Source organism: Mycolicibacterium stellerae, assembly GCF_003719305.1.
In the GTDB taxonomy this organism is placed as follows: Bacteria; Actinomycetota; Actinomycetes; order Mycobacteriales; family Mycobacteriaceae; genus Mycobacterium; species Mycobacterium stellerae.
The window spans coordinates 206,471-231,851 of record NZ_RARC01000005.1 but is presented as its reverse complement, the minus strand read 5'-3'; the positions used below and the strand labels follow the sequence as shown (position 1 = coordinate 231,851).

The 25,381-nt window shown below is 67.4% G+C and carries 17 protein-coding genes (1 of these 17 only partly in view); 7 read left to right on the top strand and 10 right to left on the bottom strand.

Annotation, left to right across the window (positions count from 1 at the left end; genetic code table 11):
* Positions 1-2: 2 nt before the first annotated feature.
* Complete coding sequence (locus tag D6M19_RS09760; protein ID WP_123024983.1) at positions 3-1,166, top strand: metallophosphoesterase; 1,164 nt, start codon at positions 3-5, stop codon at positions 1,164-1,166.
* A 165-nt stretch (positions 1,167-1,331) separates the two neighbouring features.
* On the opposite strand, the gene D6M19_RS09755 is transcribed toward D6M19_RS09760, so the two are convergent.
* On the bottom strand, positions 1,332-2,288 hold the full coding sequence (locus D6M19_RS09755; RefSeq protein WP_123024982.1) for a DNA polymerase domain-containing protein: 957 nt from the start codon (positions 2,286-2,288) through the stop codon (positions 1,332-1,334).
* A 28-nt stretch (positions 2,289-2,316) separates the two neighbouring features.
* Between D6M19_RS09755 and D6M19_RS09750 the strand changes: the two genes are divergently transcribed.
* The gene (locus tag D6M19_RS09750) at positions 2,317-3,207 is read left to right on the top strand and encodes an EamA family transporter (protein WP_234834791.1); all 891 of its coding nucleotides are present in this window, start codon (positions 2,317-2,319) and stop codon (positions 3,205-3,207) included.
* Positions 3,208-3,242: 35 nt separating this feature from the next.
* Positions 3,243-3,896 carry a hypothetical protein gene (locus tag D6M19_RS09745; protein ID WP_123024981.1) on the top strand — a complete coding sequence of 218 codons (654 nt, stop codon included), beginning with the start codon at positions 3,243-3,245 and terminating at the stop codon, positions 3,894-3,896.
* Positions 3,897-3,899: 3 nt separating this feature from the next.
* On the opposite strand, the gene D6M19_RS09740 is transcribed toward D6M19_RS09745, so the two are convergent.
* From D6M19_RS09740 to D6M19_RS09730, 3 genes are all read right to left on the bottom strand, one after another.
* A complete protein-coding gene (locus tag D6M19_RS09740) occupies positions 3,900-4,667 on the bottom strand; it encodes a maleylpyruvate isomerase family mycothiol-dependent enzyme (protein WP_123024980.1) in 768 nt (255 codons plus the stop codon).
* Positions 4,668-4,690: 23 nt separating this feature from the next.
* Positions 4,691-6,196: an RNA polymerase sigma factor gene (locus tag D6M19_RS34550; RefSeq protein ID WP_206428490.1), complete on the bottom strand. Its 1,506-nt coding sequence runs from the start codon at positions 6,194-6,196 to the stop codon at positions 4,691-4,693.
* 180 nt (positions 6,197-6,376) lie between these two features.
* Positions 6,377-6,961 (bottom strand): XRE family transcriptional regulator, encoded by a 585-nt coding sequence (locus tag D6M19_RS09730; RefSeq protein ID WP_123024979.1) that lies wholly within the window; start codon positions 6,959-6,961, stop codon positions 6,377-6,379.
* A 288-nt stretch (positions 6,962-7,249) separates the two neighbouring features.
* Here D6M19_RS09730 and D6M19_RS09725 point away from each other — a divergent pair, with 288 nt between their 5' ends.
* Entirely contained in the window at positions 7,250-8,191 is a 942-nt protein-coding gene (locus D6M19_RS09725; RefSeq protein WP_234834790.1) for a hypothetical protein, read from the top strand.
* Positions 8,192-8,205: 14 nt separating this feature from the next.
* Here D6M19_RS09725 and D6M19_RS09720 read toward each other — a convergent pair whose 3' ends face one another.
* Together D6M19_RS09720 and D6M19_RS09715 are read right to left on the bottom strand one after the other, a co-directional pair.
* Positions 8,206-8,823, bottom strand: a complete 618-nt coding sequence (locus D6M19_RS09720) for a hypothetical protein (RefSeq protein ID WP_123024978.1) — start codon at positions 8,821-8,823, stop codon at positions 8,206-8,208.
* A gap of 95 nt (positions 8,824-8,918) precedes the next feature.
* Positions 8,919-9,587 carry a TetR/AcrR family transcriptional regulator gene (locus tag D6M19_RS09715; RefSeq protein ID WP_123024977.1) on the bottom strand — a complete coding sequence of 223 codons (669 nt, stop codon included), beginning with the start codon at positions 9,585-9,587 and terminating at the stop codon, positions 8,919-8,921.
* 57 nt (positions 9,588-9,644) lie between these two features.
* Here D6M19_RS09715 and D6M19_RS09710 point away from each other — a divergent pair, with 57 nt between their 5' ends.
* Positions 9,645-11,090, top strand: a complete 1,446-nt coding sequence (locus tag D6M19_RS09710) for a carotenoid oxygenase family protein (protein WP_123024976.1) — start codon at positions 9,645-9,647, stop codon at positions 11,088-11,090.
* 14 nt (positions 11,091-11,104) lie between these two features.
* The gene (locus D6M19_RS09705) at positions 11,105-12,511 is read left to right on the top strand and encodes a flavin monoamine oxidase family protein (protein ID WP_164478411.1); all 1,407 of its coding nucleotides are present in this window, start codon (positions 11,105-11,107) and stop codon (positions 12,509-12,511) included.
* Here the strand turns inward: D6M19_RS09705 and D6M19_RS09700 are convergent.
* The 3 genes from D6M19_RS09700 to panD are packed head-to-tail and all read right to left on the bottom strand — an operon-like array spanning position 12,486 to position 14,478.
* A complete protein-coding gene (locus D6M19_RS09700) occupies positions 12,486-12,737 on the bottom strand; it encodes a hypothetical protein (protein ID WP_123024974.1) in 252 nt (83 codons plus the stop codon). The two genes, D6M19_RS09705 and D6M19_RS09700, sit on opposite strands and share 26 nt — an antisense overlap.
* A gap of 8 nt (positions 12,738-12,745) precedes the next feature.
* Positions 12,746-14,071, bottom strand: coding sequence for a lysine N(6)-hydroxylase/L-ornithine N(5)-oxygenase family protein (locus D6M19_RS09695; protein WP_123024973.1), 1,326 nt, complete (start codon positions 14,069-14,071; stop codon positions 12,746-12,748).
* Positions 14,071-14,478, bottom strand: a complete 408-nt coding sequence (gene panD, locus D6M19_RS09690) for an aspartate 1-decarboxylase (protein WP_123024972.1) — start codon at positions 14,476-14,478, stop codon at positions 14,071-14,073. The genes D6M19_RS09695 and panD overlap by 1 nt, the downstream gene beginning before the upstream one ends.
* Before the next feature lie 263 nt (positions 14,479-14,741).
* On the opposite strand from panD, the gene D6M19_RS09685 reads away from it, so the two are divergent.
* Positions 14,742-15,650 (top strand): ABC transporter substrate-binding protein, encoded by a 909-nt coding sequence (locus D6M19_RS09685; RefSeq protein WP_123025057.1) that lies wholly within the window; start codon positions 14,742-14,744, stop codon positions 15,648-15,650.
* A gap of 14 nt (positions 15,651-15,664) precedes the next feature.
* Here the strand turns inward: D6M19_RS09685 and D6M19_RS09680 are convergent, their stop codons facing one another.
* Positions 15,665-25,381, bottom strand: partial view of a non-ribosomal peptide synthase/polyketide synthase gene (locus tag D6M19_RS09680; protein ID WP_123025056.1) — the final stretch only. The gene runs 15,987 nt beyond the window's last position; 9,717 of the gene's 25,704 nt are visible here — the last part of the coding sequence; its start codon lies beyond the right edge, outside the window; the stop codon is at positions 15,665-15,667.

Sequence of the window (25,381 nt, the reverse complement as noted above, 5' to 3'; positions counted from 1 at the left end):
GCATGTTCATCGCCATCCTGGGCACGGTCCTCGGACTGATGCACCTGTACGTGTGGAAGCGGCTGATCAAGGACACGACCATGGGCCGCGCGCGATGGGTGCTCACCGGTGTTCTCGTGGCCCTGCTGCTGCTGCTATTGGCGACGCTGCTTTTGCCGAGAGTTCTCGGTTGGCGGGAGCCGGCGTGGCTCGCGTGGTCCGGGTATGTCTGGTTTGGTCTGATCGCCTATCTGTTTCTCACGCTGCTGGTGACAGAACCGGTCCGTATTGCGTTGCGCCGCTGGGTGAAGCGCCGCCGGCCGGACGTGACCGAGCCGGACGAACCCTCGATGAACCGGCGGGTGTTCCTCGCCAGGACAACCGCGGCCGCGACGGGCGTTGCGGCTGTGGGCCTGGTCGGTTTCGGCATGGCCAAAGCGCTCGGTCCACCCGACCTGCTTCGGGTCCCGGTGCGACTGCGCCGGCTCGATCCGACTTTCGACGGTTTCCGCATTGCCCTGGTGTCCGACATCCATCTCGGCCCGTTGGCGGGGCGTGCACACACCGAACGCATCGTCGCGATGATCAACGAGACCGAGCCGGATCTCGTCGCGATCGTCGGCGACCTGGTGGACGGAACGGTCGAGGAGCTCGGCTCCGCGGCGGAACCGTTGCAGGACTTGGTGTCTCGGGAAGGTTCCTTCTTCGTCACCGGCAACCACGAGTATTTCCTCGATGACACGGCGTCGTGGCTACATGAGCTGGAGCGGCTCGGCGTGCAGCCGCTGCAAAACGAGAACACGGCGATCCGGCGCGGCGCAGCGGCATTCGTTCTGGCCGGCGTCAACGATGTCGCCGGTGAGCAGCGGTCAGACCCACCCGACTTCGACCGCGCTCTGTCCGGGGTGGACGCGTCGCGACCGACGATTCTGCTTGCCCATCAACCGGTTCAGGTGACCGAGGCCTCCGCGCGTGGCGTGGATCTCCAGCTGTCCGGCCACACCCACGGTGGCCAGATGTGGCCGTTTCACTACATCGTCCGCGCCGTGCAACCCTCGCTGGCCGGGCTATCGACCGTGGAGGGGACCCAGCTGTATGTCACCCGGGGCGCCGGCCTCTGGGGCCCGCCCGTACGGGTCGGTGCGCCGCCCGACATCACCGTCGTTTCGCTGGAGGTCGGTGGGTAACCGGTGTTGCTCTCGATGGGCCGCGGTCCCCAATGCCCGGCTTCGAGCGAATTTTTCGCTGGCACCGAAAGGGTTTCGATTACAGCGAATATGTCGCTGCGAGGCGGGCACACCAACGGTCAAAACTTCGGCGCGGCGTCCGAGATCAGGCGAGGGCGTCCGGTGTCACCCCTCACGACGCCGGGCGCGGGCGCGGCGCTTGCCTTCGTGCATAGCGGCCACCCGGGCGACGGGGATGGTGTGGCCCTGCTCGATCAAACCGGTTGGCAGTCTTTGTGGTTCGGGCATTGACTCCGCCCAGGGATCACGCCCGCCCAGCGCATCGATCGCCGAATGCACGGTGAAGTCGGCGGGGTTGACGGCATCCAAGTCCGACCAGTCAAGAGGAAATGAGACCGGCACGCCGGGTCGAAGGCGCGGACTGTAGGCGGCCGCGACGGTGGCCCCGCCTGCGCGGGTGGAGTCCACGAACACCTTGCCGCCACGGTCGTCGACGATGAACGCGGTCGTGGCCACGGTGGGGTCGAGCGCCTCCGCTCTCGCCGCGACCGCCCGGGTTGCCGCGGCCACATCGTCGACGGGCGCGGAGTCATCGATGGGCACGAAGACGTGAATTCCCTTCGCGCCGCTCGTCTTCACCGCCCCCGATAGGCCGGTATCGGCCAGTGCCTGACGGACCAGATGCGCGACGGCCACCACGGCGCCGAAGTCGTCGTCGCCGGGCGGGTCGAGATCGAGAACCATATGTGTGGGCCGATAGATGTTGTCGGCAAGCCCCAGCGTGGGGTGGTACTCGACCGCGCGCTGGTTGGCGAACCACAGCAAGGTGCGGCGATCGTCGCACAACGCGTAGTGCACCTCCCGCTTCGACGCCTCGGCCCAGATGGGGACGGTCTTCACCCAGTCCGGGGTGTACTTCGGCACGTTTTTCTGCATGAACGGCGCCTGCCCGCGCAGGATTCGAAGCACGGTGAGCGGCCGGCCGGCCAGCCCCGGCAGCATCCGGTCGGCGACGGCGTCGAGGTAGTCCACCAGGTCACGCTTGGTGGCACGCGCGTCCGGGCTCAGCGGTTCGTCGAGATTGGTGAGTTTCACCCCGTCGCGCTCGCCGTCGGTGCTCACAAATCCACCCTAGGCCGACGAAGTATGGTTGCCACTCATCCGATCTCAATCGCTGCTGCCGGGATGGTCGATCCCGATCGTCTTCGTGGTCGGGGCCATCTCTCAGTACGTCGGCGCCGCCATCGGTGTCTTCCTGTTCGAGACGACCGAGCCGGCAACGGTCGCCTGGCTGCGCGCGGCCGCCGCAGCGGTCGCGTTGCTCGCGTGGCGGCGGCCGTGGCGTCGTCGATGGAACCGCAGACAAGCCGGTGTCGCGTTGATGTTCGGGCTGGTGACCATCGCGATGAACATCGCCATCTACGAGGCGATCTCGCGGATCCCGCTCGGCACCGCGGTCGCGATCGAGTTTCTCGGCCCGACAGCGGTGGCGGCACTCGGCTCACGGCGACGACGTGACTTCGCCGCCGTCGGGCTGGCCTGCGCCGGTGTTCTGCTGCTGGCGGGGGTGGAGTTCGACGCCAACCTGATCGGCGTGCTTTTCGCGCTGGTGTCGGCGGCGATGTGGGCCGGCTACATCCTGCTCGGCAAGCGGGTCGCCGACACCGGCGACGGACTCGATTCGCTGGCTGTCGGGATGGCATTGGCTGCGGTCATCCTCGCGCCCGCCATCCTCGCCCCCCAGGCGCACATCGACGCGTCGGTTTTCGCCGACTCCCGGACGTGGCTGCTCGGCCTCTGCATCGGGCTGCTGTCCACCGCCATCCCCTACGCGCTGGATCAACTCGTCTTCGTCCAGATCGGCAGCGCCAAGTTCGCGTTGCTGCTGGCCCTCCTGCCGGTGACGGCGACGCTGATCGGCCTCGTGATGCTGCGACAGACGCCGACGATCCTGGAAATCGTCGGCATCGCACTCGTCGTCGTCGCACTGCTGCTGTCCGCCCGGGAGTCGACAGACGGGCAGCCGGAGACTCCTCCGTAGCCGCCCATGGCAACCGTCGGTGGCATCCTGGCGGAGTGGGCTTGCTCATCGTGCGTCTGGTGGAGCTGCTGATTGTGATCGTGCCGGTGATCGGCTTGATCTACGGCGGCTTCAAGGCGGTGTCCAAGGTCCGCGAACGCATCGACGATGTCCCGGCGGGTGAGGCGCCTGCGCTGGAACGGACCAACAAGTCGGCGCAGCGGCAGGCGATCGAGCGGACGGTGCGCGAGCACGACCGCACCGACACCCGCTGGCTCGACTACGAGATGGACGTCAGCAAGCTGCTCGACTATCCGCTGATGACCGATATGCGCGATCCGTTCACGCAGCGGTTCCACCGCGCCAAGCTGCGGGCCGATCTGCTGCGTCCCGCCGCGCCGGGCGATCTGCTCGACGACAGCGGCGCCGCTCGCGATTACCGTGACGCCGTCGAGGAGTACGTGACGGCGTTCGATGTCGCGGAAGCCGAAGCGATCCGCAAGCGCCGCAACGACTTCTCCAGGGAGCAACAGCAGCGGCTCTCCCGTGCACACGGCGCGCTGCGCATCGCGACGGACACCGCCGCGACACCGCAGGAACGGGAGCGCGCCTTCGACGTTGCCCGACGAGAACTCGACGGTCTCATCGTGCTGCCGGAGCGCACCCGCGCCGCGATCGAGCGAGGAATCGCGGGCGAACTCGACAGCTGACCGCTACGGCATGCCCTGGGCGATCAGCGCGTCGAGCGCTGCCAGGGATGCGGGGTCTCCAGCGATGCCCACGGTGCCGCCACGGGTCCACGCCCACAGCGCAAGATCCTCCACCGATCCGGTGACGACGGCTGTCGGCTCGCCCGCCGTCGCACGTGCCGCCCGCGGTGCGGTCTCCCCGTTGGATGCGGTCCACGACCCGATCTCGACGAGCCACCGTGCCTCGGTGCCGTTCGCGACGAGTTCGATAACGCTGTCTACGCGGTAGGTGGCGCCGCCGGGCATCCAGCCCCACATCACATCGACGGCGTGGTCGAGGGCGCCCGACGCGACGTCGTCGGCGATGGCGCCAACCGGCGCACCCGCCGTCAACTCGGCGTCGACGCGGTGCATCGTCGCCTCATAGGTCTGCATCCGCCTGGTGAAGCCGACGGTCTGGTCGGGCGGCCACCACGACCAGCACGGCTCGGCGTCTTCACGCTGGGCGAGCTCGTGCAGTAGCGCGGCCGTCGCGCTCGCCCGCAGCGCCACCAGATCGGCCATCGCCGAAGGACGTTCGGGCTTGGCCTGCTCGACGGCGGGCAGTTCGGCTCCAGACAGCACCCGCTGCCCCAGCACCCCGGCCCAGAAGTAATGAACCTCGGTCAGGTGCCACAGCAGATCGCCGGCCGTCCAGTCCGGGCAGGTGGGGCAGCGCGCCGCCGGATCGGATGAGGCGAGCACGTCGGAAAATCGTTGCGCTTCGGCGTCGATGATCGCGATGCGGTCCATCGACCCAGCATGCCCGTGTGCCGTCAGCGCGGTGGGTCGGGTTCCGAATTCAACCCGGGGACCGAACGGATCACCCTGCGCTGCGTCGGCTTCGAAGGCGGCGGATTGATTGCGCGCCGGTTTGGTTGCTCCGCAGCGGGCGACGGCGGAACACCCGCGATTCGGGCAGGCGGCTGCGCGCGTTGGTCACGCGGCGCGATGGCGTCGTTCGGCAGATCCGCTGGCGTGCGAGGGTCGGGCACGCCCGGTTCGGGCGGCTGGGCCGGTGTCGGCTCTTGGAACGCCGGCGGTTCCGGGGCGACCTCCCGCGGCGGCGGAGCCTCTGATGTCGCGGTCGCCGACGGCAGCTCCGCGACAGGGGGCACCGACAGCGACGTCGTCGCCGTCGGCGGCGACGGTATCGGGCTGCTCGGCGTCTGGCTCGCAGTTTCGCTCGGCGTCGTGTTGACCGCCTGGGACGCGGTTTCCTTGATATCGGCAGGGGCGATGTTGACGTTCTTGTGCTGCTGCCAGGTGATCGCCAGCCCGAGCGAAGCGGCGACGACCGCCGCGAGCAACCCGATGGCCAGCAGCCCACGGCGGGTCCGCTTGCCGGGCTGCCGCGCGACGGGCTCGACGGGCCCGACAGGCCCGACGGGGATCGGCGCAGTCGGCCCGGCTGCGGGGCTATCGGCGACGGGCTCAGCCACTTCTGCCTCGATCGGACCTGTCGACGGCGCGAGTCGAATCCCGTCGAGGGTCCGTTCGCGCAGGGCCGCGGGCGCAGGGATGAACGCAGGCGTTGCGCCGAGCAGCGCCACGGGGCTCACCAGCCGCTGCCGGTCGTTGTGGCAGATTGCGCAGGATTCGATGTGGCGGGCGATGCGCTTGCGCATCAACACGGTGAAGTGGCCGTCCCAGCCGTCCAGAATCGCGGTCAGCTCGGGGCATCCCGCGCCGGTATTTCGGATGCGCCGGGCCACCAGCAGCGCGCCGAGCGAACGCTCGACGGTGTCGCGCAGGCGCTGCACCATCTTGGTGGCGTTGGCCGGGCTGACGCACAGCGCTTCGGCGAGGTCGGGCCCGTCAAGGCCGTGCCGGTAGGTCAATTCCAGGATCGACCGGTCGCGGTCGGACAGCCCGCCCGCCGCGTCGGAGATCAGGTCGGCGAGTTCGGTGCGTGCGGCCAGGGTTTCCGGGCCAGGCTCGTCAGACACGGTTTCAGGCAGTTCGTCGGAGAGGGTTTCGCGGCGGCGGTCCCGCAGGCGGCGCAGCGCCTCATTGCGGGCGATGGCATACAGCCACGGTCGAAGCTTGTCGGCGTCGCGCAGCTGGCCCAGCCGTGAAGCGGCAGTGCAGAACGCGTCCTGGACGCAGTCGGCGGCGTCGTCGCGATCGCGCAGCATCCCGACGCAGAAGTCGTGGAGTCGGTCGGCGTACCGGTCGTATATGCCTGCGAACGCCACACGGTCACCGGCAGCCGCGGCGCGGGCGAGGTCCGCGTCGGTTTCGGCTGGGCCCACGATGTCCCAGTGGGGTACTGCCGTCATGACTGCGCTTCCCATGACACGGGTAGTGCGGTTATTCGATCAGGTCAGTCGGGAATAGGCAAGGGTGTCGGTCATGTGTGCTCCTCTCCCACGGCGAACCCGGCTGGGTCGCACTCATAGGTAGGAGACGCGGGCGCCGCGGCGCCGGACACTTTTTCTCGGAGAATTTTCAGCCGGAAACTAGCCGGCGTTCTCTTCCGCGAAATGCTCTTCGTGACCGTTGACATGTGACCCGTCGTGGTCGTGGTGCTCCTCGGCCTCATGATGCTCGGGCTCGGATTCGTGATGCTGCAGGTGTTCGGTGCCGGGCACTCCGCCAAGCGCGGCGATGGTGTCCCGGATCTTTGCGGCCTCGTCATCGTTGGGCGTGCCACCTGCCTCGAGCTCATCGGGCAGATGGGTGGGCAGTCCGGCCCCGTTGGCCACCTCCTCCGCCGACAGCTTGGCGTGCACCCGTGTGACGTACAGCTGCTGGCCCAGACTCGATCCGGGGGCGGCGGCGGCATGCTCCATGAGGGAGTCATACCGGCGCCGTACGTTGCTGAGCTCGACGATCACGGCAGGTGAGGGCCTGCTACTGCTTGCTGCGTCACCCAGGGCCGAGCGCAGTTTCCGCATTCCCTCGAGCACGACATCGGCCCGCTTATGGAACTTCTTGTCCTCGGCGAACGGCAGGGCGTCGATCGCGGCGCTGTACATGTGCATCGCCGCCTCGGACAGACTGACGATGATCGACGAATCATCTTGTGGCGCGGCTTGTCCCATGGGCAACTCGAATCTCTCAAAGGTCAGTTCCGTTAGCGGTGAGCAGCCGACGACGTGTGCCTCCCCGTCGCCCCGCTCGACTTGAGCACGGGTTGACACTAGCGGGCGTGCCGCGCTTCGTCACCGCGAGTCCCTGGCGCGGGGCGTTACCTGCAAGACAAGCGCGGCCGAACGGCCGTGAGGCCGGGTCGGCCGGACGGTGTGATGACGGCGCGCGGGGTTCCCTAGTCTGTACCCCGAGTCTCTACCCGGAACGCGGGGAGGCTCGGGCGGAACGGGAGATCGGTGATGACAGGACTTGTCGAATCCACGGCCAGCGACCAGTCAGAACGCGGCGAGGTGCGGGACGCGAGCGAGCCGACGCCCGGGACCGCGCTGGCCCGGACGGACGGCGGCTGGTTCGCTGCGATCGACGGCTGGCGCGGAGTCGGCTGGCTGTCCTGCGGTGCCGCGGGCGGACTGGCCATCGCGTGGTTCATTCTGCTCGGCCCCGGCGATGCCGGCTCGAAGGCGGACTGGTTCTTCGGCGCCGCCGTGTTCTGCGCGGTGCTGGTCATCATGTGGCAGACCGTCAACGTCCAGCGGCAGGCGAACCAGCGAGCGGCTCAGGCGGAGGACCGGTTGCGCATCGAGCTGGCGGCCGCCGAGCGGCGCTCGACGGTCGAGCGGGCCGCGGCCGAAGAGCGCTCCGCGCGCGAGTTGGCACTCACGCAGAAGCTGCACAAGGTCGAACTGGAGAGCCAGCTGAAATCGCATCGCGCCGCGATGGATGCCCACCACAGGCAGGCCGAGGTCGAACGCACACAATTGCGCAATCAGCTTCAAAAGCAAGCGGTGATCGAGGTGTCGCGGGCGGTCGGCCTGCATACCCAGATGCTGGCGACGCTGTGGAACCGGGGCGCGGGCATCCTGGGAAGCAAGGATCGCGGTGAGCGGGAGCAGGCGATGCTGCCGATCTTCGAGCAGATCGGCCACGTCGTGAACGACTTCTCGGTCGAGCTCGCCAATGCCCACCAAATCGTTGACGACGCTCGCCTCGATCAGGCACTCGAGGGTGTCAACGAGGCTGTCCTGCTGGGGATTCGGGTCGCTCAGGACGTGTGTGACGACATCGTCGACGGGCGCGCGACAGAGCCGAATCCGATCCCGTCCGTGCAGCGGGTGATGTACGAGAAGGCCGCCGAGGCCCGGCGCCTGGCGTGGGACCTACTTCGGACCGGGCTTACCTGACGAGGGCCTCGGCCTCAGGACTCGTCAGGGTTGGTCGGGCTGGTGCCGTTCTCCCTTTCTGCTCCGTCACCGACTCCGTCGGAGTCGGTGTCGGAATTCGCCGGGTCGGTGCCGTACAGCTGCACCTCGTCGACATCGAACAAGCCGTCACCATCGCCGTCTTCGCGCGTCTGGTTGTCGGCAACAAGGGGATTTGTGCTTTCGTACACCTCGGCACCGTCGGACCCGCCGTCGCCGTCGGTGTCCGCCACCTGGGGATTCGTGCGGTAGACGTTCTTTTCGTCATCGTCGAAGAGACCGTCGCCGTCGGTATCCGGCCGTTGGCCGCCAGTGCCAGTGCCTGCCGCCGGTGTGTCCACCACAGGGTCAGGCGGGCGGGAGTTGGGATCGTCTGGGTTGCTGCCTTTGTCCAACTCGTAGAAGTCGGGGTAGCCGTCCTTGTCAACGTCGATCGCGTACGAGTTCGGGTCATTGGGGTTGGTGCCGATCAGGTTCTCGAAGACGTCCGCGGTGCCGTCGCCGTCGCTATCGGTACGGTCAAACGCCGTCGCCGGGGTGGCGAACAGGACAGATCCGACGACAACGGGCGCGGACAGCGCAGCTACGGCGCGCCATGCGAATGTGTTGGACACGGGGCCTCCAAAAGGATGCGATCTTTGCTGTAAACCTTGGCACGTTCGCAGCGACTTGGCGGGTAATGCGGAATAGTTCTATGTAAGGCGGGAGGCTAGATCCGATCGCCGACGCGGGCGACCGCTGTAGCCAGCGATTGGTTTGCTCGCTCGCGCTCGTCACCCATACCGACCAGAACGTCGATGGTGATCGGCGCCAGTATCTCGGTGACTGCGCGCCCAACGTGTCCGAAGAAGCCGGCGATCTCGAGCAGCACCGCGCCGTGGATGATGCTCCACAGCCGCCCGGCGATCGCCGATTCCCCGTCGTCGCGAATCCGGCCCGCCGCAGTCATCCGCCGCACCACGCTCAGCAGCGCCTCGAAGGACACCGCGAACTCGGCCCGGTCGCTGGCGTTGCCGGTGACGGTCAGGTCGGCGTGGTGGCGGTCCAGAGACTCCGCCGACGTGCCGAACATCAGCTGATAGCGCTTCGGGTTGGCGAGTGCGAACTCGCGATAGTGCACCCCCATCACCATGTAGTCGGCCACCGGGTCGTCGGTCTGGTCAATGTCGGTCAGCGCGTGGGTGAAGCGGGTGAACGCCTCGCTCGCGATGGCGTCGATCAGCCCGGTCATGCCGCCGAAGTGGGTGTAGACGGCCATCGTCGAGGTGCCGGTCTCCGCGGCCAGTTTTCGCGCGCTGAGAGCGGGCATGCCGTCGCGCTCGAGCACCCGTATACCCGCATCGACCAGTTGATCCCGAACACCGTTCACGGTTGCCATGGTGCCATAACGGTGTTATACAAGAGCATCGATAACACCGTTATAAGGGGGTGTCGCGTGACGAACCGCTATCTCGAGGCCGAATTCGCGCCGGTGGACCGTGAATACACACTGACCGACCTGGATGTGGCCGGGACGATCCCGCAGTATCTGGATGGGCGCTATCTACGCAATGGGCCCAACCCGGTCGGCGAGATCGATCCCGAGCTGTACCACTGGTTCGTCGGCGACGGCATGGTGCACGGCATCCGCATCCGGGACGGCAAGGCCGAGTGGTACCGGAACAGATGGGTGCGTGGCCCGCAGACCGCAAGAGCACTGGGCGAGACCCCACCCGCAGGTGAATTCCGCCTCTCCGGAATCGGCGCCAACACCAACGTCATCGGCCATGCCGGCCGGACCCTCGCGTTGATCGAGTCGGGTGTCACGAACATGGAGCTGACCGACGAACTCGACACCGTCGGCGTCTGCGACTTCGACGGCACGTTAACCGGCGGGTACACCGCGCATCCCAAGCGTGACCCGGAAACCGGTGAGCTGCACGCCGTTTCGTACAGCATGTACCGCGGCAACACCGTGCAGTACTCGGTGATCGGCACCGACGGCAAGGCGCGACGCACCGTCGACATCGACGTGGCGGGCAGCCCGATGATGCACGACATGTCGCTGACGGAAAAGCACGTGGTGTTCTACGACCTGCCCGTCACCTTCGACGCGGCCCAGGCAGCCACCATGACGGTGCCGCGCGGTTTGCGGTTGCCCGCGCGAATGTTGTTGTCGGCCTTGATCGGCCGCGTCCGCATTCCTGATCCCATCTCAGCCCGTCAGCCAAGCGCCAGCGGCGCCGACCGGCGCTTTCCGTATTCGTGGAACCCGCGCTATCCCGCCCGGGTGGGAGTGATGCCCCGCGGCGGCGACAACTCCGACGTCCGCTGGTTCGACGTCGAGCCCTGCTACGTCTTCCACCCGATGAACGCCTACGACGACGGCGACACCGTCGTTCTGGACGTGGTGCGGCATCCGAAGATGTTCGACACCGAGCACCTCGGGCCCGCCGAAGGTCCGCCGACTCTCGACCGGTGGACGGTCGATCTCGCCGACGGCAAGGTGCGGGAATCGCGCATCGACGACCGCGGCCAGGAGTTCCCCCGCGTCGACGAACGTCTGGTCGGCAAGCGGCACCGGTACGGCTACGCGCCGACGGTCGCCGAGGGCGCCAGCGGAAGCGACGTCCTTCTCAAGCACGACCTGGTCGGCGGCAACACCCAGGCGCGCTCCTTTGGGAAGCAGAAAGCGCTCGGCGAGTTCGTCTTTCATCCGTCGTCTCCTGATGCGGCGGAGGACGACGGGGTCCTCATGGGCTACGTCTATGACCGTGCCGGCGATCGAAGCGAGCTCGCCATCCTCGATGCGCAGACCCTTGACGACGTGGCGAGCATCAAGCTGCCGCACCGGGTTCCTGCGGGATTCCACGGGAACTGGGTGCCGACACCGGTGGCGTAAAGCACTATGGCGCGGTGAGCGGAATCATCGACCCCGTCGAGCGGGTCGTCGTCGTCGGTGCCGGCATCGCGGGACTGGCTGCCGCGTCCCGGCTGCAGCGGGCAGGCGTCTCGTGCGTGGTGCTCGAGGCGCGCGACCGCATCGGCGGTCGGCTGCACACCATCGACCTGGCGGGCACGCCGGTCGACCTTGGTGGCTCGTGGATTCACCATCCCATCGGCAATCCGTTGTCGGCGTTTTGCGACGAGCGCGGCATCGCGCGCGATCCGGGCGACGCAACCATGTCGCTATCGGCGTACGACCGACTCGAGCGCCGGCGCCTCGACCACGGGGAGGTAGAGAAGTACACGCAGGTGGAATCGGACGCCTTCTGGAACGTTGTCGACGCGCTGAGCGATCGGCTGGGTCCGGACGCGACCGGCCTCGACGCGATCGAGGCGTTCGTCGCCGACCGCGGCCTCACCGGGGCGATCGCGCGGCGGGTACGCCAGGAGCTGCGCGCGGAGGTCGAAGCGGATGCCGCGGACCGAGCAGACAACGACTCGTTGCGCTGGATGTCGTTCGGCGAAGAGTTCGACGGGCCGGTATTCGGCGACCTGCCCCGCAACGGATATCGCTCGGTGATCGACGTGCTTGCCACCGATGCCGATGTCCGGCTGAACACCGAGGTGGTATCGGTGGACGTTGCGGCCGACGGCATCCGAGCCATCGGCGCGGACGGCTCGGTCGAGGCGGGCTCGCACGCGATCGTCACGGTGCCCCTCGGTGTGCTCAAGCGTGGCAGCATTCGGTTCGATCCGCCGCTGCCGACGTTGACGCAGCGTGCCGTCGATGCACTCGGGTTCGGCCGCTACGAGAAGATCGCGCTGTGCTTCGAGTCGGCGTTCTGGCGCGACGACGGGTTGTCGCATCTGGTGGTGTTTCCGCCCGACGAGGACGAGCCTGCGATGTGGGTGTTCGATCTCGACGGGTTCGGTGCTGGGCCGGTGTTGTGCGCGCACCTCTTCCACACCCTGACGCCGTACGCGCTCGCCCGCCCGCCCGCGCAGGCCGTCGACTGGTTGATGGGTGTGCTGGCAGATGTTTTCGGCCGTGCCGTGCCCGATCCTGTCGCGAGCGTGGTGACGGCGTGGGCCGACGACCCGTTCACCCGCGGCGCCTATTCGCATTGCCCACCCGGCGCTGAGCCGTCGATGCTCGACCTGCTCGGTGAGCCAATGCACAGGCGCCTGCTGCTGGCCGGCGAGCACACCCAGAGCGCTCGCTACGGCTATGCCGACGGCGCGTACGTCAGTGGCCTTCGCGCCGCCGAGATCTGCATGAGGGTCGCGATCGGAACAGAATCAACGACCCTACGGCAGAAGTCGCGGATGAAAGAGACCCGGGCAGACCCGTCTAGTAGGCGTCGACCGGGGGATTGACGCCGTTCGGCGCCGGATCCGATACCGGAACACACAGGCCGGTCTGCACATCGAGCGCCTTGCCGGGCAGACAGAATGGCGCGCACGCGGTGGGGCCCGCTGTCTCGCCGGGCAGGCATGCCGAGCTGACAGCGGGCGAGATGATCATGCCTGCAGCCATCGGCACCGTGGCCAGCGCAGCAGCCGCCAGCGCCGTGCCTGTCAGTCGTCGCACCGTGTGAGTCATCCTGGCTCCTAGGAGAGAGATTGCGTCCCGACCGCCGGCCCCGCTACGCAGTCTAGGCGGCGAGCGTCGATCGACTGCAGGATCTCCGCGCTGCGCACCGCGATGTTGGAAAGCAACGACGACGTCAACCCGTGGCTGTGCTCGGTGTTGCCCTGGATGTAGAGCCCACCGGCGATGTCCCTGGATGTGGTCAACCGGTAGTCCCGCGACACCACCGGCATACCGGCCTCCAGCACCAGGTCACCGTGAAGCTCGCCCAGGATGTCGGTCAACGGAGCGGGTAGAAAACCAGTCGCGTAGATGACCGCGTCGCAATCCAATTCGTCGATGTCGCCGGTCGGATGGTGCAGGATGTGGACACGCACTCCGCCGTCGCTCTCGTCGGCCTTGAGGATGCTCGATGCGCCGCGGAGGAAAAGCCGACGCCTGCCCGCCACCCGCTCGGCGTACTCGCGAGCGTAGAGGTCTTCGATCAACGGAAGATCGACAGCCGAGTAGTTGGTGCTGCGGTGATAGTCGATGAGTTGGCGGCGCACCCCCGGCGCGGCGGAGTAGAAGTCATCGACGGCATCGGGGTCGAACACCCGGTTGGCGAACGGGCTGTCGTCGGCCGGGCTGTAGCCGTACTTGGCGAAGACACCGTGCACCTCGGTGGCCTCCGACATGTCGTGCAGATAGGCCGCCACCTCTGCTGCGCTCTGTCCGGCGCCGACGACGACGAAACGGTTGTGTTCCCGGCTGGGGAGACGTTCCAGGTCGTGCAGGAATCCGTGATTGTGTACCTGGCGGGCCGACGGGCTGACGTCGGGCGGCAGATGTGGTGTCAGGCCACCGGCGATCACCACGTTGCGCCCGCGAAGCACGCCCGCGTGCTCGCCCGTCAGCTCGATCTCGAAGGCTCCGTCGACGTCCCGCACCGAGACGGCCCGGGTTCCGTATCGCACCGGAACGGTGACCTTGTCGGCCGCCCACACCAGGTAGTCGTGGAATTCCAGTCGGGTCGGGAAGAAAGTCTTGAAGTTGATGAACTCGGTGAGCCGGCCCCGCTCGGTGAGATACTGCAGAAAGGTGAATTCGCTCTGCGGGTTTCGCTGAGTGACAAGGTCTTTGAGGAACGAGATCTGCATGGTGGCGCCCGGGATCAGCATCCCGGTATGCCAGCCGAACTCGGGTTTGCACTCGACGAACTCGGCGGTCACCGGTCGCGTGACGCCGGGTTCGGCGTTGTGCTCCATGACCGCGATCGCGAGCGCGAGATTGGAAGGGCCGAATCCGATCCCGACGAAATCGAGCATCTGATGGCCGTCCACCCCGGAGGCTGTGTCGGCGGTCATCACGCACCCGCCATCTGATCGACGGCACCGGGTACGGGCTGGGCAGGGTCGGCGCCGAGGGCGACGATCCGGTTGGCGGCGTCGACATGGACGACCTTGGCCTGGTGTGCGGCGCTGTCGGAGTCGTCGATCTGCAGGAAGGACATCACGATGACGAGATCGCCCGGCGAAATCAGGTGGGCGGCGGCGCCGTTGACGCCGATGACCCCCGAGCCCGGCGCACCGGTGATGGCGTAGGTGACCAGCCGCGCGCCGTTGGTGATGTCGACGACGTGGACTTGTTCGCCCTCGATGATCCCCGCCGCAGCCATCAACTCGGCGTCGATGGTCAACGATCCGACGTAGTGCAGGTCGGCCTGGGTCACCGTGGCTCGATGAATCTTGCCTCCGAGCAGTGTGCGTTGCATCCTCGTCCCCCTGGCCGCGATTGACGTCCGCGGCCCTCTGACGTGCCGACTCAACGATTTCTAAGCGAAGGCTAACCTATCTTGAAGGGTTCGCAACCCCTCCGTCTTTGGACGGAACAGGGGTGGGACCCCTGGTTAAGCAAGCCTAAGCTAACCTGTTGCGCAAAGGTGCCAAGCGAAGGGATACGCGCGTGAAGCTGCACTACCGGGGGTGGCGTGGGGCCACCGCGATCATTGCCTCGTTCGTCCTCGCCGCAGGCCTGATGACCGCCTGTGGGTCGAGCAAGACCGAGTCGCCGCAGGCCGAGGCGGTGACGATCAGCCACAAGTTCGGTGAGACGTTGGTGCCCGCCAACCCAAGCCGGGTGGTCACGGTCGGGTGGACCGACCAGGATTTCGTGCTTCCGTTCGGGGTGGTCCCGGTGAGCACCAGGGAGTTCTTCGAGGAGTACAACAACTATCCGTGGGTCAAGACGGCGACCGACGGCAAGGGCGTAACCACCTGGGGCGCAGACGAAATCGACTTCGAGGCCATCGCGGCGCAGAAGCCCGACGTGATCTTCGCGATCTACGAGACGATCGACAAGCAGACCTACGATCGGCTCTCGCAGATCGCACCAACGGTGATCCAGTCGGCCGACTACGCCGACGAGGAGACACCATGGGACGTCCAGCTACTCACCACGGGCAAGGCGCTCGGTAAGGAAGCAGAGGCCAAGGAGCTGGTCGCCAAGGTCGCGGGTCGCATCGACGAGGCACGCAAGGCCAACCCGGAATTCGAGGGTAAGACGCTTGTGGTCGACTTCGGGCCAGAGGCCGGCGGCCACTACCTGCTGCCCGAGAATGACCCGCGTCGTTCGCTTTTCACCGCATTGGGATTCGAGACCCAAGACATCGACGGCGACGTCAGCGAAGAGAAGCTGAACCTGCTCGATCGCGATGTGCTGTTCGTCAACGGTGCGACGAAGCAGCAGATGCTCGACTCGCCCGCGTTCTCCCGGCTCGGTGTGGTTCGCGACGACCGCACCCTCTACACGACGTTCGAATCGAACCTGAGCGGTGCGCTGACCTACAGCGGGCCCGATGCACTGCTGTACGCACTGGACGTGCTGACGCCGCAGCTGGCGAACGCGCTCAACAACCGTCCGGTCGCCGATCTGGCCAACGCCTGACGCGGCGGTTGGTTTCAGTCCTGTAGCGCGGCTGCGATCAGCGGACCCAACCGTTCGAGAACAGCCGCGTCCAACAGGTCGGAGTGGCGGCAGTCCATCGCGATTACCTCGAGCTCGCCTGCGACATGGTCCCGCCATGCCTGCGACGCGATTCCCAGCGAGTCCATCTCCAGCATGGCATCGACGAAGAACACGTCGCCGTCATAGCGGCCGTACTTCGCGCCGATACTGAATCGCTCTGCGGCGACATAGCTTTCGATGGCGGTCGCGATCGCGGTGTCGTCGAGCACGGCGATGGCGTCGTCCGACGTGTGCATCAGCGCGACCGCGTCGTCGACCGTCATCGCGGTGTCGGGTTCCACGTCGAACCCCATCTCGCGCAGCAAGCGGGGTAGCACGAACTCGGGCTCGAAGCTGCTGCTGTCGACCACCTCGGGATACGAGTCGAGCATCCCCACCCAGCTGACGTCGCGCCCGCGACCGGTCAGTTCCGCGGCGACGAGAAACGCCACCGCACCGCCGAACGACCAACCCAGAAGCCGGACCGGGCCGCTGGGCGCCACTTGAGCCACGGTGTCGGCGTAGCCGGAAGCCAACTCGCCGATGGTGGCGGGTAGCGAACCGCCGGAGAACAGCGGGGACTGCAACCCGTAGAGCGGGATATCCTTCGGCAGATATCTCTTCAGCCCGACATACTGCCAACTCAGTCCGCTGGCCGGATGTATGCAGAACAACGGCGCGGCGCCGCCCGACGCCCGCAACGGCAGCAATGGCGCGAAGCTGTCCGCCGACGGGCCGGTGTCGCCTCTGAGCCGGCCGGCGACATGGGCGACCGTCGGCGCCACCATCAGTTCGGCGACCGACAAGTCGACATCGAACGTTCGTCGGATCGCTGCAGCCAACCGGACCAGCAGCAGCGAATGTCCGCCGAGGGTGAAGAAGTCGGCGTCGATACCGTTCACCTCGGTGCCGAGCACATCGGTGAACAGCTCGCAGAGGCGACGTTCGTCGGCGGTCCTCGGACGCCGTCCGGCATCTGCATCGACCGCCGGGTCGGGCAGGGCTCTGCGGTCCAGTTTCCCGCTGGGCGTGAGGGGAAAGTCGGGCACCTCGACGAACGCAGACGGGACCATGTGGACGGGCAGGGCCGCCGCCGCATGGGCCCGCAGCGCGTCGACGGTGGACGGACTCACCGGTCCGGACGGCACGTAGTAGGCCACAAGGCGGCCTGCGCGCACGACGACGCGCACCGATGCCACCGCGGAATGGCTGCCGAGCACCGCCTCGACCTCGCCCGGTTCGATGCGGACGCCGCGCAGCTTGATCTGCTCATCGGTGCGCCCGAGGTATTCGAGTTGGCCGTCGCCGCGCCTGCGCACCACGTCGCCGGTGCGGTACATGCGCGCACCGGCATCGAACGGATCGGCCACGAAACTCGTTGCTGTCAGCGATGAGCGGTGCAAATAGCCGTCCGCCAGCTGCACGCCCGCGAGATACAGCTCACCTGGCGCACCTACCGGCACCGGCTGCAGGTACGCGTCGAGTACGTACGCCCGCACATTCCAGCCCGGTTCGCCCAGCGCGACCGGTCCACCGTCGGCGGTCCAGCCGAGCACGTCGACCGACGCCTCGGTGGGGCCGTAGAGGTTGTGCAGCGGAACGCCGAGTGTCGCGGTGAACCGCTTTGCCAATTCGTTGGACAGCGCCTCACCGCCGACGGTGACGCGTCGTAGCGATGTGCATTGCGCCGACATCGGCTCGTCAAGGAAGAGTTCCAGCATCGAGGGCACGAAGTCGACGGCCGTGACTTCATGCGAGGCAATGGTTTCCGCGAGGTAGCGAGGGTCGCGGTGGCCGCCGGGCTGCGCCACGATCAGCGTCGCCCCCGCGCTCAACGGCCAGAACACCTCCCACACCGAGGTGTCAAAGCTGATCGGCGTCTTCACCAGCATGCGGTCCACGGCGGAGAGCGGGTAGGTGTGCTGTAGCCATCCGATGCGGTTGACGATTCCCGCGTGCGGCACCGCAACTCCCTTGGGCCGCCCGGTCGATCCGGACGTATAGAGCACGTAGGCCCATCCGGTCGGATCGACGTCCGGCAATGCTCGGGCGGACTCGGTATGGCGGGCGGCCCGTACGGCGCTCGCGTCGTCCAGCACCGCCGCGGGCATGGCGTCGTCGGTCATGTACGCCAGCCGATCTCGCGGGTAATCGGAGTCCAACGGCAGGAACGCCGCACCGGACTTGGCCACCGACACCAGTGCGACGACGAGCTCGACGGAGCGTGGCAACGACACTCCGACGATCGACCCGGGCCCGGCACCGTCGCCGACCAACCCGGCCGCCAACCGGTCCGACCAGTCGTCGAGGTCGGCGTAGCTCAGCTGGGAGTCACCGAAGACGACCGCGCTCGCATCCGGTGTCAGCTCGGCTTGTCGAGATACCAACGCGGCCAGACCGATCGGGTCGACGTCGTGCGCGGTGTCGTTGGCTTCGCGGACCAGCGCGTCGCGCTCGCCTGGCTGCAGCAGCCCGATGTCACCGATCCGGTTGCCTACGTCGGCCGCGATCTCGCCGAGCACTGCGACGAGACGCCGGGTGATGCCGTGCACGGTCTGTTCGTCGAAGAGGTCGCTGCTGAACTCGGCCAGCACGGTGGCGCGCTGTTCATCGATCAAGGTGAAACCGATATCGAACATTGCGGTCGACACCGGCGCCAGGTCCCAAACGGTATCCAGCCCGAACATCTCGGCGTCCTCACCGTCGCTTAGGTGATACCCGATGAAAACGTTGAAGAGTGGGTTGCGGCCCGCAACACGCGGCGGGTTCAGATCCTCGACGATCCGCTCGAACGGCAACTCCTGATGAGCGAAGGCCGCGAGATCGGCCGTGCGGACACGGGTCAGCAGGTCGTCGATGCTCGGGTTGCCCGACAGGTCGGTGCGCAGCACCACGGTGTTCACGAAGAACCCGATCACCTCGTTGAGTGCGGCCTCGCCGCGGCCCGCGACGGGAGTGCCCACCACGATGTCATCGCCTGCGCCCAACCGGTGCAACAGCACTGCGACGGCGGCGTGCAACAGCATCAGCATGCTCGTCTGCCTGTCACCGGCCAGTGCGCGCAATGCCGCAACGGTTTCCTGCGGCACCTCGACGTGCAACACCCCGCCCGCGCCGGTGGGCCGCAACGGCCGGGCGCGGTCGGCGGGCAGCGCCATCTCGTCGGGTGCATCGGCCAGCGCCGAACGCCAGAACTCCAACTGCTGCTCGCCGACGTCGGCCAACAGGTCCCGCTGCCAAAGTGTGTAGTCCGCGTACTGCACCGGCAGGTCGGGCAGCGCGGCACCGCTACCCGACAGGCGGGATCGGTAGGCGCTGTTGAGGTCTGCGATGAACGGTGCGTCCGACCACTCGTCGGTCGCGATGTGGTGCAGCAGCAGCACCACCGTGTGGTCGTCGGGCCCCGTGCGAAAAATGTTGACTCGCAGCGGGATCTCCGACCCCAGCTCGAACCGGTGCTGCACGGCCTCGCCGATCAGCGCAGGCAGGGCCGCCTCGGCACATTCGAGCACGTGCAGCGGAGCTTCGGTGCCCGCAGGCGCAATGAGCTGGATGTACCGGGAGTCGTGTTCTTCGAAGGTCGTGCGCAGAGACTCGTGCCGGGCGACGACGTCGGTGACTGCGCCGCGAAGTGCGTCGATATCGAGCGGCCCGCGGACCCGGAACACTAACGAGTAGTTGTATGCGGTGCCGGTTTCACCGATTCGGTCGAGAATCAGCAGCCGCTCCTGCGCCGGTGAGGCCGGAATGCGCTGCGGTCTCGGCATCGCGCCCAACTCGGGTCGCGAAACCGACCCAAGTGTCGGTTCGGAGGCCAGACGCGCGTCGAGCAGCGCGACGGTGGGGGAGTCGAAGACGTCGCGGATGGACATCTCCACGCTCAGCGCGGCGCGCACCGCGTTGACCAATCGAATGCCGAGCAGCGAGTGTCCGCCGAGCGCGAAGAAGTCGGCGTCGATGGTGTTGACGTCCGCGCCGAGGACGTCTGCGAAAATCGCACAGAGTCGGCGTTGCAGCGCGGTGCTCGGCGGTCTGCCGGTTTCGGCTCCGATCTCCGGCGCGGGCAGGGCCTTTCGGTCGAGCTTCCCGCTGGGGGTGAGCGGGAAGGCCGCCAGCTCGACATAGGCCGACGGGATCATGTGGATCGGCAGGGCCGCCTTGACGTGCGCACGCAGCGAATCGATCGTCGATCCTTCCGTGTCGCCTGCGGGCAGGTAGTAGGCGATCAGACGGTCGGCGCGGACGACGACGCGGGCCGACGACACCGACGGATGCGCCGAAAGCACCGTCTCGATCTCACCTGGCTCGATCCGCACCCCACGCAGCTTGATCTGGTCGTCGCTGCGGCCCAGATACTCGAGTTGGCCGTCTCGGCGCCAACGCACGACGTCCCCGGTGCGATACATCCGATCCCCGTCGCCGAACGGGTTGGCGACGAACCGTTGCGCGGTCAGCCCGTGCCGCTGCAGATAACCGTCGGCCAGCTGAACACCGGCCAGATACAGCTCGCCGGGCGCGCCGTCCGGGACCGGTTCGAGGTACGTGTCGAGCACGTAGGCCGCGACGTTCCAGCCGGGCGCGCCGAGAGCGACCGGCCCGCCGTCGGCCGTCCAACCCAGCACGTCCACCGACGCCTCCGTCGGCCCGTACAGGTTGTGCAGCGGCACGGACAGCGTCGCGGCGAACCGGTTGGCAAGCTCGGTGGACAGCGCCTCGCCGCCGACGGTCACCCGGGTGAGCGACGTGCACTGAGTAGACCGCGGCTCGTCGAGGAACAGTTCGAGCATCGACGGCACGAAGTCGACCGCCGTAACACGTTGCGACACGATGGTTTCAGCAAGATAGTCGGGTTCTCGGTGTCCACCAGGACGGGCCATCACCAGGGTCGCACCTGCACTCAGAGGCCAGAACACCTCCCACACCGAGGTGTCGAAGCTGATTGGCGTCTTGACCAGCATCCGGTCGGTGGCCGTCAACGGGTAGGCCTCCTGCAACCAGGCGATCCGGTTGACGATGCCCGCGTGGGGTACGGCGACCCCCTTCGGCTTTCCCGTCGATCCCGAGGTGTACAACACATACGCCCATCCGGCGGTTTCGGCGTCGGGCAGCGACGCGGCGCGCGATGGGTCGCCTTCAGCCCGTGCCGCCGCTGCATCGTCGATCACGGTGACAGGTCGGGCGTCATCGATCATGTAGGCCAACCGGTCCGGTGGGTACTCCGGGTCAAGGGGCAGAAACGCCGCACCGGACTTGGTCACCGCGAGTAGAGCGACGACGAGTTCGATCGACCGGGGCAGCGCCACCCCGACGACGGCACCGGGACGCACACCGTCTTCGATGAGCTTCGCCGCCAACCGCTCCGAGGCGTGTTCGAGTTCCGCGTAGCTCATTTCGACGTCGTCGTACACCACGGCAGGCGCGCCAGGTGTACGCCGCGCCTGATCGGAGAACAACTCCGCAAGCGACTTCGACTCGACATCGTGCCGGGTGTCGTTGCGCGATACGAGCAGCGACTCCCGCTCATCGTCGCCGAGCAGGTCCACCGCGCCTGCCCTCGTCGCCGGGTCGGCGGCCACCCGGTCGAGCACCGTGATGAGCCGACTGGTCAGTGTTCGTACCGTCGACTCGTCGAACAGGTCGCCGCTGAACTCCGCCATGATCGACGCGCGTGCCGCCCGGTCGTCGATCAGGGTGAAGCCGAGATCGAACATGGCTGCGGTGACGGGCGGTTCGCACCACTCGGTTGGCAGGTCGAACATCGCGTCGTCGTCACCGCGCAGGTGATATCCGATGAACACGTTGAAAAGCGGATTGCGGCCCGCGACGCGCGGCGGGTTCACCTCCTCGACGAGGCGCTCGAACGGCAACTCCTGATTGGCGAACGCGGCCAGGTCGGCGCTGCGCACCCGGGACAGCAACTCGTCGAACGACGGGTTGCCCGACACGTCGGCGCGCAGCACGACGGTGTTGACGAAGAAGCCGACCACCTCGTCGAGCGCGGCTTCGTCCCGGCCAGCCACCGGGGTGCCGACCACGATGTCGTCCCCTGCGCCCAACCGGTGCAACAGCACCGCGACGGCCGCATGCAGGGCCATCAGCATGCTCACCTGGCGGTCGGCGGCAAGGGCGCGCAGTGCCGCGGAGGTAGCCGCAGGAAGCTCGATGTGCAGCGTGCCGCCCGTGCCGGTGGGCCGGGTCGGCCTGGCACGGTCGACGGGCAGCGTCATCTCGTCGGGGGCTTCGGCCAGCGCGGCCCGCCAGAACTCGAGCTGGTGCTCGCCGATGCCTTCGAGCAGTTCGCGCTGCCACAGTGTGTAGTCGGCGTACTGCACCGGCAGTGGATCGAGCACCTGATCCGCGGCCGAAGCCCGCGACCGGTAGGCCGCATTGAGATCGGCGAGAAACGGCGAGTCGGACCATTCGTCTGTCGCGATGTGATGCAGCAACAACACTACGGTGTGATCGTCGGGGCCTGCCCGGAACACGGTGACGCGCAACGGAATCTGCGAGCCCAGGTCGAAGCGATAGCCGACGGCGTCGGCGATCTCGTCGGCGAGGCGCGCCTCGTCGCAGTCGACCACCTGCGCCGGGGGACACGTTCCGGCGGGCAGGATCTGCTGGTAGTAACCGCCGTCGTGCTCGTCGAACACGGTGCGCAGCGATTCGTGCCGGGCCACGACGTCGGTCAGCGCGGCACGAAGCGCGTCGGTGTCAAGGGAGCCGCGAACCCGGAACACCAGTGGATAGTTGTAGGCCGTTCCGGTCTCGCCGAGCCGCTCGAGCGCCAGCAGCCGCTGCTGTGCGGGCGCTGCGGGGATGCGGTCGGGCCTGGCGTGCGCGGTCAGCTGGGGGCGCGTCGGCGACACCTCCGTCGACCCGGTGTCGACTCGCAGTGCGAGCGCGGCTGCGGTGCGTTCGTTGAAGATATCGCCGAGCGTCAGTTCGAGCCCCAACGCATGGCGCACCCGGTTGATCAGTTTGATGGTGAGCAGCGAATGACCGCCGAGGTCGAAGAAGTCGTCGTCGACACCCACCTCGTCCAGGCCGAGCACTTCGGCGAACAGCTCACACAACGTCTCCTCGGCCTGCGACTGCGGTGGCCTGCTCGCCTGCTGTCCACGATCGGGGGTCACGTCGGGCAGCGCACGGACATTCAACTTCCCGTTGTCGGTCAGCGGCAGCGCGTCAAGCACCGCGATGGCGGTCGGTACCATGTAGGACGGCAGCACGCCCCTGAGATGGCTGCGCAGCTCGCCGACCAGATCCGCCGGCTGCCCCGCCGCGGGCACCACGTAACCCACCAGCCGATGCGATCCCGATGTCCTATCGTCGGGCCTGGCGATCACGGCGGCCTGCGAGACGCCGGGATGTGCGGCAACCGCGGCCTCCACATCGCCGAGCTCGACACGGTAGCCGCGGATCTTCACCTGGTCGTCGGTGCGGCCGAGGAATTCGATGTTGCCGTCAGCGCGCCGGATGACGAGGTCGCCCGTTCGGTACATCCGGCCCGCCTCGTTGGGATTGGCGACGAACCGGGACGCGCTGCGCGCAGGCTGGCGGAGGTATCCGCGCGCCAAACCCGCTCCCGCAATGTATAACTCGCCTGCGATGCCGTCGGGAACCGGGCGCAACCAGCCATCGAGGATGTGCGCCTGGGTATTCCAGATCGGTTGCCCGACAGTCGGTGTGGCGCTGTCGTCGGTGCCGCCGCCGAGCGTGTTGATGGTGTACTCGGTCGGGCCGTAAAGGTTGTAGCCGTACCAGCCGTCTCCGTCGCGAAGGCGGTCCCATACCGCTGCCGACACCGCCTCGCCGCCGAGCAGCACCAGCACCGGTGGATGATGGCCTGCGTCGAGCAACCCCTGCTCGAACAGGAGCGCCGCGTACGTCGGGGTCACGTTGATCACGTCGATCTCGTGTTCGTGACAGTAGTTGACCAGAGCGGTTGCGTCCCTGCGCAACACCTCGTCGCAGATGTGCACCTCGTGGCCTTCGATCAGCCAAAGCAGCTCTTCCCAGGACATGTCGAAGGAGAACGACACCGTGTGCGCGATCTTCAGCCGCCGACCGCCCGCCTTGGCGATCGCAGGGCCGAAGATCGCCTCACGGTGATTGAGATGCATGTTGGTCAGACCCCGGTGCGGGGTGACCACACCCTTGGGCTTACCCGTCGAACCCGAGGTATAGATCACGTATGCCGGTTCGTCGGGACCCGGTGAGTAGCCGTCCCAATCGGACCGTGCCGCGTCAACCGCCGACGTCGCTTCGTCATCGTCGAGCACGATCAGAGGGGTTTCATGGACAACGGCCGCGATACGCGCCGCGGTCGCCGTCGTCGCGAGAACGCATACGGGCGAGGCGTCGTCGAGCATGACGGCAAGCCGGTCGTCGGGATAGTCCAACTCGAGAGGGAGATAGGCGGCCCCGGCGCGCAGCACGGCGAACAGCGCCACCACGGCGTCGATGGACCGTGGGATTGCCAGCGCGACAGTACTTTCGGGTCCGATGCCGCGGTCCCGCAAGACCCACGCCAGCCGGTTGAGCCTGGCCTGCAACTCGGTGTAGTCGATCCGCTCGGCGCCGCACACCAACGCGGTCAACGCCGCGGACCCGTCGCTGCGCTCGGCAAGCAGATCCATCACCGTCGCCTCGGGCAGGTCGTGTCGGGTCGAGGACCGCCGGTCGGCCTCCGCCGTGCGCTCGGCGGGCAGCACGAGCGGGACGGTCGCCAGCGTGGTGTCGTCACCGGTGGCACCGCCGATGTGCAGGAGCACCTGCTGCAGCCGGTCGAGCAGCCGCTTGGCGTATTCGCGGTCCACCACGTCGGGCCGGTACTCCAGCTTCACCCACAGGCGTCGTCCAGGGGAGGCCACCCAGGTGAGGGGGTAGTGCGACGCGTCGACCGAGTCGTGGCCGACGATGCCGTGCTCGGCCTCCATGTCGGTGAAGGTGTCGTCGTCGAGGAAGTTCTGCAGCACATACAGGCTGTCGAACAGCGGGCCGCCTCCCGAGATCGCACCGCTGTCCGGGTTGGCCGCCGTGAAGGCGCGCTGGATGTCGCCGAGACCGACGTACTCGTGGTCCATCATGTGCAGCCGGTCGGCCTGCACCGCAGCCATGGTGTCGACGATCGAGGCACCGGGGTCAAGGCGGACGCGTGTCGGCACGGTGTTGAGGAACAGCCCGATGACCGAGTCAATGCCATCGATGTCGGTCGGACGTCCCGCCACCGTGGATCCGAAAACCACGTCTTCGCTGCCGGTTTCGTAGCCGAGGACCAGCGCGAGCGCGGTGCTGATCGCCGCGTTGAGGGTGACGCCTGCCGCCCGACACATGGCGGTCAGCGCCGCGGACTGCTCCTCGGTGAGGAAGAAGTCCAGCCGCAGCGCCAGCGTGGGGTCGGTGCCAACCGCCGAAGGAACCAACAGCGTCGGCGCGGACAGCCCTGCCAATGCGTCCGCCCACTCACGCGCTGCCGCGTCCCGGTCCTGATCGGCGAGCCAGCGCAGGTAGTCGCTGAACTGCGCGGTCGGTGCGGGGGATTCGGTTGCCTGCGTGCCGCGTCGCGCCGTCCGGTATTCGGTGAACAGTTCCCGCAGCAGCGCTTCGCGCGACCAGCCGTCCAGCAGCAGGAAGTGGTAGCTGAAGATCAGTCGGTCGCGACCGCCGGT

What these genes read in the sequence shown, in the direction of transcription:
- D6M19_RS09760 (WP_123024983.1), top strand. Translation starts at nt 3, where the DNA reads ATGTTCATCGCCATCCTGGGCACGGTCCTCGGACTGATGCACCTGTAC.
- D6M19_RS09740 (WP_123024980.1), bottom strand. Translation starts at nt 4,667, where the DNA reads ATGGACCGCATCGCGATCATCGACGCCGAAGCGCAACGATTTTCCGAC.
- D6M19_RS34550 (WP_206428490.1), bottom strand. Translation starts at nt 6,196, where the DNA reads ATGACGGCAGTACCCCACTGGGACATCGTGGGCCCAGCCGAAACCGAC.
- D6M19_RS09730 (WP_123024979.1), bottom strand. Translation starts at nt 6,961, where the DNA reads ATGGGACAAGCCGCGCCACAAGATGATTCGTCGATCATCGTCAGTCTG.
- D6M19_RS09725 (WP_234834790.1), top strand. Translation starts at nt 7,250, where the DNA reads ATGACAGGACTTGTCGAATCCACGGCCAGCGACCAGTCAGAACGCGGC.
- D6M19_RS09715 (WP_123024977.1), bottom strand. Translation starts at nt 9,587, where the DNA reads ATGGCAACCGTGAACGGTGTTCGGGATCAACTGGTCGATGCGGGTATA.
- D6M19_RS09700 (WP_123024974.1), bottom strand. Translation starts at nt 12,737, where the DNA reads ATGACTCACACGGTGCGACGACTGACAGGCACGGCGCTGGCGGCTGCT.
- D6M19_RS09695 (WP_123024973.1), bottom strand. Translation starts at nt 14,071, where the DNA reads ATGACCGCCGACACAGCCTCCGGGGTGGACGGCCATCAGATGCTCGAT.
- panD (WP_123024972.1), bottom strand. Translation starts at nt 14,478, where the DNA reads ATGCAACGCACACTGCTCGGAGGCAAGATTCATCGAGCCACGGTGACC.
- D6M19_RS09685 (WP_123025057.1), top strand. Translation starts at nt 14,742, where the DNA reads ATGACCGCCTGTGGGTCGAGCAAGACCGAGTCGCCGCAGGCCGAGGCG.